The 6,776-nt window shown below is 51.0% G+C and carries 7 protein-coding genes; 5 read left to right on the forward strand and 2 right to left on the reverse strand.

Going from position 1 to position 6,776, the window contains the following annotated elements; all coding sequences use genetic code 11:
• Positions 1-395: 395 nt before the first annotated feature.
• Together kcuS and Q0256_RS00795 are read right to left on the reverse strand one after the other, a co-directional pair.
• The gene (kcuS, locus tag Q0256_RS00790; RefSeq protein WP_297898049.1) at positions 396-611 is read right to left on the reverse strand and encodes a KCU-star family selenoprotein; all 216 of its coding nucleotides are present in this window, start codon (positions 609-611) and stop codon (positions 396-398) included.
• Positions 598-2,679 (reverse strand): carbon starvation CstA family protein, encoded by a 2,082-nt coding sequence (locus Q0256_RS00795; RefSeq protein ID WP_297959138.1) that lies wholly within the window; start codon positions 2,677-2,679, stop codon positions 598-600. Before Q0256_RS00795 ends, kcuS begins: the two co-directional genes overlap by 14 nt.
• 372 nt (positions 2,680-3,051) lie before the next feature.
• Here Q0256_RS00795 and Q0256_RS00800 point away from each other — a divergent pair, with 372 nt between their 5' ends.
• The 5 genes from Q0256_RS00800 to Q0256_RS00820 all read left to right on the forward strand — a co-directional run.
• Complete coding sequence (locus tag Q0256_RS00800) at positions 3,052-3,240, forward strand: hypothetical protein (protein WP_297959141.1); 189 nt, start codon at positions 3,052-3,054, stop codon at positions 3,238-3,240.
• Positions 3,237-4,205 (forward strand): iron ABC transporter permease, encoded by a 969-nt coding sequence (locus Q0256_RS00805; RefSeq protein WP_297959143.1) that lies wholly within the window; start codon positions 3,237-3,239, stop codon positions 4,203-4,205. Before Q0256_RS00800 ends, Q0256_RS00805 begins: the two co-directional genes overlap by 4 nt.
• Entirely contained in the window at positions 4,202-4,975 is a 774-nt protein-coding gene (locus tag Q0256_RS00810) for an ABC transporter ATP-binding protein (protein WP_297959145.1), read from the forward strand. The genes Q0256_RS00805 and Q0256_RS00810 overlap by 4 nt, the downstream gene beginning before the upstream one ends.
• Positions 4,972-5,754, forward strand: a complete 783-nt coding sequence (locus Q0256_RS00815) for an ABC transporter substrate-binding protein (RefSeq protein WP_297959147.1) — start codon at positions 4,972-4,974, stop codon at positions 5,752-5,754. Before Q0256_RS00810 ends, Q0256_RS00815 begins: the two co-directional genes overlap by 4 nt.
• The coding region (locus tag Q0256_RS00820; RefSeq protein WP_297959149.1) for a radical SAM protein at positions 5,755-6,776 on the forward strand (1,022 nt) is incomplete at its 3' end.

Consider the following 6,776-nt stretch of genomic DNA (forward strand, 5'->3'; position numbering starts at 1 on the left):
TCCAAATCGCTTTTTTCATGATCTGATCCTTATTGAAAATTTTGCTATTTTATGAAATACAGGCTTAAATTTAAAGTAATTTACCAAAACGGTAATACAAATAGCTGCAAGGGCGACAAATAATCGTAATTAAACAATAAGGCGGCGGTGAAATTTCGCAACCTTATGCGTCAAATTTTGCAGTGTGATGTGCTAAATTTCACGATCTCACATGCCGCTAGTCAAATTTTCTCGGAGGCGGTTTGCGCGGCGTGCTAAATTTAACCTCGTTCGCGCACTTTATCCGTGCCCTAGTCTAAATTAAAATTTCAAACCCGCGGCGAAATTTCGTGATATGACGGCAAAGCGTCGCGGGTCGGCGATTTGTACGGCGCGACCGCGCCCTTTCGCCGCTATCAGCACTTGACGTTTTTTGCCTTGCTATCTTGCATCGCGCGGAAAAATTCCGCCCTGCTTAGCGGGATTTCGTCCGGATGAGCGCTTCTGAAATGGCGTAGATAGCCCTCGTAATCGCCGAGCCCGATGAGCGGCGCAAGTGCGGCATCCGCGCGCGCCAAAAACCTCGCCACGGCCTTCGGGGCTGCGAGCGGATTAAATTTAAACTTTTTCATAAACGCCCCTATCTACGTACTCGCTTTCTGCTAGCTTGAAATATCCATCGCTCGCGCCGCCCTTTGAAATTTTAAGGCACATTCGGATCGTTTGGGCGATGACGATGATCGTAACGACGACGAAAAGAGCACATAGCACGGCGTCGATGACGTTATTTCTGATGATAGCCTGCGCCTTTTCGATCGCCGCGGGATCGCTCAGGCCGGCGAGCTTGACGGCGGTATTTTGCGCGATAGCCACGTGGCTTACCGCGTCGTGCACGCGCTCGCCGTTAGCCGGCATCAGCTTTAAGATCGCCGCATAAAGCGTGGTTATAAGCACCCAAATCGCAGGAGCGATCGTGACGAAGGCGTATTTTTGCTTGCCCATTTTAAAAAGCACCACCGTCGCAAGCAGCAGCGCGATGCCCGCGAGCATCTGATTGGACGCGCCGAAAAGCGGCCACAGCGTGTAAATTCCGCCCATAGGATCGGTAACGCCGCTGTAGAGCAGATAGCCCCAGCCCGCCACGCAGATCAGCGTCGCGATGATGCCGTAGAGGGAATTTTTAGTATCGGAGAATGGCTTATAGACGTTGCCTAAAATTTCTTGCACCATAAAGCGCCCGGTGCGCGTGCCCGCATCGACCGCGGTCAGAATAAACAGCGCCTCAAACAAAATCGCGAAATGGTACCAAAACGCCATCAGCTCCTTGCCGCCGATGATCTGATGCAGCAGCATCGTTAGTCCCATCGCAAAGGTAGGAGCGCCGCCCGTGCGGCTCATCATCGTGGTTTCGCCGACGTTTGAAGCCAAGGCACCGATCTGTTCGGGCGTGATACTAAATCCGATAGAGTTTATATACGTAGCGGCGCTTACCGCGTCTTTACCGAGTACCGCGGCTGGCGAGTTGATAGCGAAGTATTCGCCCGGGCTTAGGATGCACGCCGCTACGAGCGCCATTACGCCCACAAGGCTCTCCATAAGCATCGAACCGTAGCCGATGAAAAGAGCGTGGGTTTCGCGCTCCACCATCTTCGGCGTCGTACCGCTGGAGATCAGCGCATGAAAGCCCGAGATCGCGCCGCACGCGATCGTAATAAACAAAAACGGAAATATCGGGCCCGCAAAAACGGGACCCGTGCCATCGATAAATTTCGTCGTAGCGGGCATTTTAAGCTCAGGCGCGACAAAGATTATCGCGACCGCCATGCCGATGATGACGCCGAGCTTAAGGAAGGTGCTTAGATAATCGCGCGGCGCGAGCAGCAGCCACACGGGCAAAATCGCCGCTACAAAGCCGTAGCCGATCGTAAGAAGCGCGAGCGTCTCGCCCTTTAGCGAAAAAACGTCGTGCCAGTACGGATCGATCGAGACGTAATGCCCGCCCCAAAGCGCAAGCATCAGCAAAACAAAGCCGATGATCGATGCCTCGCTGACCTTGCCAGGGCGCAAGAACCTCATGTAAATTCCCATAAATATGGCGATAGGAATCGTCATCGCGATCGTAAAAAGCCCCCACGGCGAGTTCGCGAGCGCCTTTACGACGGCCATCGCCAAGATCGTTACGATGATCAGCATGATGAAAAAAATCCCGATCATCGCGATACCGCCGGTGAGCTTGCCCATCTCATCTTTGATCATCTCGCCGAGGCTCTTGCCGCCGCGTCGCGTGGAGAGCACGAGCACGATGAAATCATGCACCGCGCCTGCGAGCACGACGCCTACCAAAAGCCAAATAGTGCCGGGCAGATAGCCCATCTGTGCGGCCACTACGGGACCTACGAGCGGTCCGGCGCCCGCGATAGCGGCGAAATGGTGCCCGAAAAGGACGTATTTGTTCGTAGGGACGTAATCGCGTCCGTCGTTTCGGATCACCGCAGGAGTTGCGCGGCGATCGTCCAGCTCAAAGACGCGATACGCGATAAAGCGCCCGTAGAAGGTGTATCCGATCAGATAGATGCACGCGCTGGCCACTACGAGCCAGACGGCGCTGATGCTCTCGCCTTTATTTAGCGCAAGTACGCCGAAACACCACGCCCCTATGACGGCGACCGCCGCCCAAAGGATCTTTTGCCAAAATTTCATGCTCACTCCTTAAAGCTTAGCGAGCAGCTTTGGCGCAATTTGTCGTTTAACAAAACGGCTTGCGCCTTTAAAGCTGGGCTCGTTAAATAAAATTTAGTGCGTATTTTATCGGCGTTTTTATAATTTAAAGCTGAATCGCGAAATTAAAAAGAGCTCTTTCGGCGTTTAAATTTAACGCCTAAATTTTGAATTTCAAATTTAAATAGACGGCTTGGCGGCGCACAAAATTTTAACATTTAATCGCCCAAATTTAGCTCCGCAGCTCTTAGCCGTTACGGAATTTATCGCGGTTTAAGAAATCAAGCGATAAAATCCCATGATAACGATTTTAATTTCTTAATAAAAATCGCGAATACTTTTAGGAGGAAATTTATGCCGGATCAGGTGTGCGGCTACGTACTTTTTCGTGCTGATATCAAAAGCTACGCAAATCGTAAAAACGACGATGCGAGCCGCGAGAATTTCATAAATTCCGCGCGCATAAATTCCCGATACCGTTTAAATTTTAAAAATATCCGCCGCGACGAAATCTGCGCGTATAGTTCGCCTGGTGGGCTATGAGCTTTAAATTTTATCTCTTTCTAATCGCAGCTTTCGTCTTGCTTGCTTTAGTAGCCATAAGTAGCGGCGGAGCGAGCATTTCGCTAGGCGACATCGTAAAATTTTTCACCTTCGGCGAGATAGACGAGACCAAGCAGCTCATCTTGCTGCAAATGCGCCTGCCGCGCCTAGTAATGGGCATCTTAGTGGGCGCGCTGCTGGCAACTTCGGGCGTGGTAGTGCAAAGCGTGTTTTTAAACCCGCTCGCAGACCCATACATCATCGGCATCGCCTCGGCAGCGACTTTCGGCGCGGTCATAGCCTATCTGCTGGGGCTTAGCGACGTTTTTTACGGAATTTTCGCGTTTTTAAGCGCAAGCGCGCTGTCGATCGTGATCTTTAAGCTCGCCGCTCACACCCGCTCGATCTCGACGCTACTGATCGTAGGTATCGCCGTATCGTCGTTTTTGGGCGCATTTACCTCCTTTGCGGTCTATCTTATCGGAGAGGATAGCTTTAGGATTACGGCGTGGATGATGGGCTATCTAGGCGGGGCGAATTGGCAAAAGATCGCGCTTTTGCTACCGCCGCTGCTGTTTTGCATGGCGTATTTTTACGCGAAGCGTCACGAGCTAAATATCATCTTAAACGGCGACGAGGAGGCGAAATCGCTGGGACTCAACGTCGAGAAGTCCAAAAAGAGCCTACTCATCGTCTCCTCGCTCATCATCGGCTTTTCGGTCGCGTTTACGGGGATGATAGGCTTTGTGGGGCTCATCATCCCGCATACCTTGCGTATGGCGCTTCGCACGTCTAGCAACGCCGTGCTGATCCCCGCTAGCGCGCTTACCGGCGGAGTTTTTTTGGTTTTTTGCGACGTAATCGCTAAAAACGCCCTCTCGCCGGTAGAAATTCCGATCGGCGTGGTGACCTCCTTTTTCGGCGCGCCCTTTTTTCTATACCTCGCGTTTAGGAAGCATGCATGAAAATTTCGGCGCTAAACTTCAGCTACGGCAAGCGGGCGATTCTGCGAGGCATAGAGTTAAATTTAAAACGGGGGAAATTTTACGGGATTTTGGGTCCTAACGGCTGCGGCAAGAGCACCTTGCTAAAAAACATATTGCAAATTTTAAAGCCCGCAAGCGGGATCATCGAAATAAACGGCAAAAAAGCAAGCGAATATAGCCTCAAAGAGCTTGCCGCGCTCATCGGCTTCGTGCCGCAAAAAACAGCCCTCGCAGCCGCGCTGAACGTGAATGAAATTTTACTTGCGGGCAGGTTTTGCCGCCTAAAAAGCGCATTTAGCGGCTACGATGCGAGCGATCACGCTAAAGTGGAGCAAATGGCAGAGCTTTTGGACGTGAAAAAATTCCTAGAGCGTAGCGCATTTGAGCTAAGCGGCGGGGAGTTCGGACGCGTGTTGCTTGCTAGAGCGCTCGTCAGCGAGCCTGAAATTTTACTGCTCGATGAGCCCACGGGCGCGCTTGATATAAACTACGCGATCGAAGCGATGAGGATATGCGAAAATTTAACCAAAACGCTAAATTTAACGAGCGTCATCGTGCTGCACGATCTAAATTTAGCCTCGCTGTTTTGCGATGAAATTTTTATGCTAAAAGATGGCGTAGTGAGGTATCGCGGCAGTGCGAGCGAGCTTTTTACGCCGCAGATCATAAAAGAAATTTACGGCTTTGAAGCCTTAATAGTAGAAGAAAACGGGGTAAAGTTTATACTACCCAAAAAGGAGAAATTATGAAAAAAATTCTTATAGCTTTGCTCTCGGCGAGCTTTGTATTCGCCAAAGGTCTAGTCGTACTTGATCCCGCCGCGGTCGAGATCATCTACGCCTTAGGCGCGCAAGATCAGATCGCTGCGATCGCCACCACTTCGATGAGCAAGATCCGCCCGGAGGCAGAAACCGCGAAACTACCGAGCGTAGGCACCTACGTCAAGCCGAATATGGAAAAGATCGTCGAGCTTAAGCCCGATCTGGTTATTACGAGCTTCCACTCCGCAGGCGTTAGCGAGAATCTGCAAAAGCTGGGACTTAAGAGCCTTGCGATGGATGCAAACTCCACCGCAGATATCTGCCAAAACGTAAAGAAGGTCGCGGCGATCGTAAAAAAAGAGAGCGAGGCGGATAAAATTTGCGCGCAGATGGATGGAATTTTTGCAGACAAACCCGCTCTTCGCGGCAAAAAAGTAGCGCTATTTTTCGGCTCAAACGCCACTATGGCCTTTAACGACAAAACCCTAGTAGGCGATATTTTCGCTCGCCTAGGCGCCAAAAATATCGCAGACGGCCTAAAAGGCAGCACGCCTTCGGTATCTGCAGAATACATCTTGGAGCAAAACCCCGATATTATGGTTATCGTAGGCGGCGAGACGGAGGATTTTTTAAAGGCAAATCCGATCCTTAGAAATACCAAAGCGGTAAAATCGGGCAAAATTTTAAAGGCCCCGACGCTCATCTTGCGCGGAAGCCCGCAGATCGGCAAGACGGTGGATGAAATTTACGCGGAGGCAACGAAATAGATGTTTAAAGAACGCATTAAATCCCACCACCGCTCCAAACTTTTCGAGAGCGTTTCCGCAAGCGAAAACGAGCTGTTCGATGCGCTGGATCAGCCCGCGAAAGACAGCGACTGCGTGATCTATCTGCATGTGCCCTTTTGCGACAACATCTGCTCATTTTGTTCGATGATGCGCTCCAAACTCGGCGACGAGCTGGATGAATACGCTAAATTTTTGATCCGCCAGATCAAAGACTACGGCGAGATGCCCTACTTCGACACCAAAAAGATCAAAAGTATCTACTTCGGCGGCGGCACGCCGAGCGTATTTAGCGAAGCTCACTTCGAAAAGGTTCTGGGCGCGCTGCATAAAAATTTCAAGATTGCAGACGACTGTGCGATCAGCGTAGAGACCACGCTGCATAATCTAGATACGCAAAAAGCGCTCGCCCTGCAAAGCTTCGGCGTAAACCGCTTTAGCATCGGCGTGCAGACCTTCAGCAGACAGGGGCGCGCGCTTCTAAACCGCGTGCACAAGCCTGCTCGCGCAATCGAGCGACTAAAAGATCTTAGAGAAAAATTTGACGGCATGCTCTGCTGCGATATCATCTACAACTTCCCCAACGAAAGCGTAGAGGAAGCGCTAGAGGACGCGCGCTATGTAAATGAGCTAGGTCTAGATAGCGCCAGCTTTTATTCGCTGATGTTTTTCGAGGGCTCGGAGCTATACAAAAAGATCGACAAATCCTACTACGATCTAGAGATCGATAAGAAGCTGCACCACGCCTTTGCGGGCGCACTACTTGTCGGAAGCGATAATTTCGAGGTTTTGGAGCTTACCAAGCTTGCTCGAAAAGGGCGCGACAACTACGGCTACATCAAGCTAAGCCACAAAGGCACGGATATCCTGCCTATCGGAAACGGCGCGGGCGGACACGTAGCGGGCTTCGGAATTTACGGCGTGTCGGGGCACAAGATGATCTCGCGAATCGATGAGCGCGAGGCAAAATATAGCGTGCTAAACAACCTATTTCAATACCCGAT

The organism is uncultured Campylobacter sp. (genome assembly GCF_937949835.1).
Taxonomy (GTDB): domain Bacteria; phylum Campylobacterota; class Campylobacteria; order Campylobacterales; family Campylobacteraceae; genus Campylobacter_B.

Coding starts and splice junctions, on each gene's coding strand:
- Q0256_RS00815 (WP_297959147.1), top strand. CDS start 4,972: ATGAAAAAAATTCTTATAGCTTTGCTCTCGGCGAGCTTTGTATTCGCC.
- Q0256_RS00805 (WP_297959143.1), top strand. CDS start 3,237: ATGAGCTTTAAATTTTATCTCTTTCTAATCGCAGCTTTCGTCTTGCTT.
- Q0256_RS00800 (WP_297959141.1), top strand. CDS start 3,052: ATGCCGGATCAGGTGTGCGGCTACGTACTTTTTCGTGCTGATATCAAA.
- Q0256_RS00795 (WP_297959138.1), bottom strand. CDS start 2,679: ATGAAATTTTGGCAAAAGATCCTTTGGGCGGCGGTCGCCGTCATAGGG.
- Q0256_RS00810 (WP_297959145.1), top strand. CDS start 4,202: ATGAAAATTTCGGCGCTAAACTTCAGCTACGGCAAGCGGGCGATTCTG.
- kcuS (WP_297898049.1), bottom strand. CDS start 611: ATGAAAAAGTTTAAATTTAATCCGCTCGCAGCCCCGAAGGCCGTGGCG.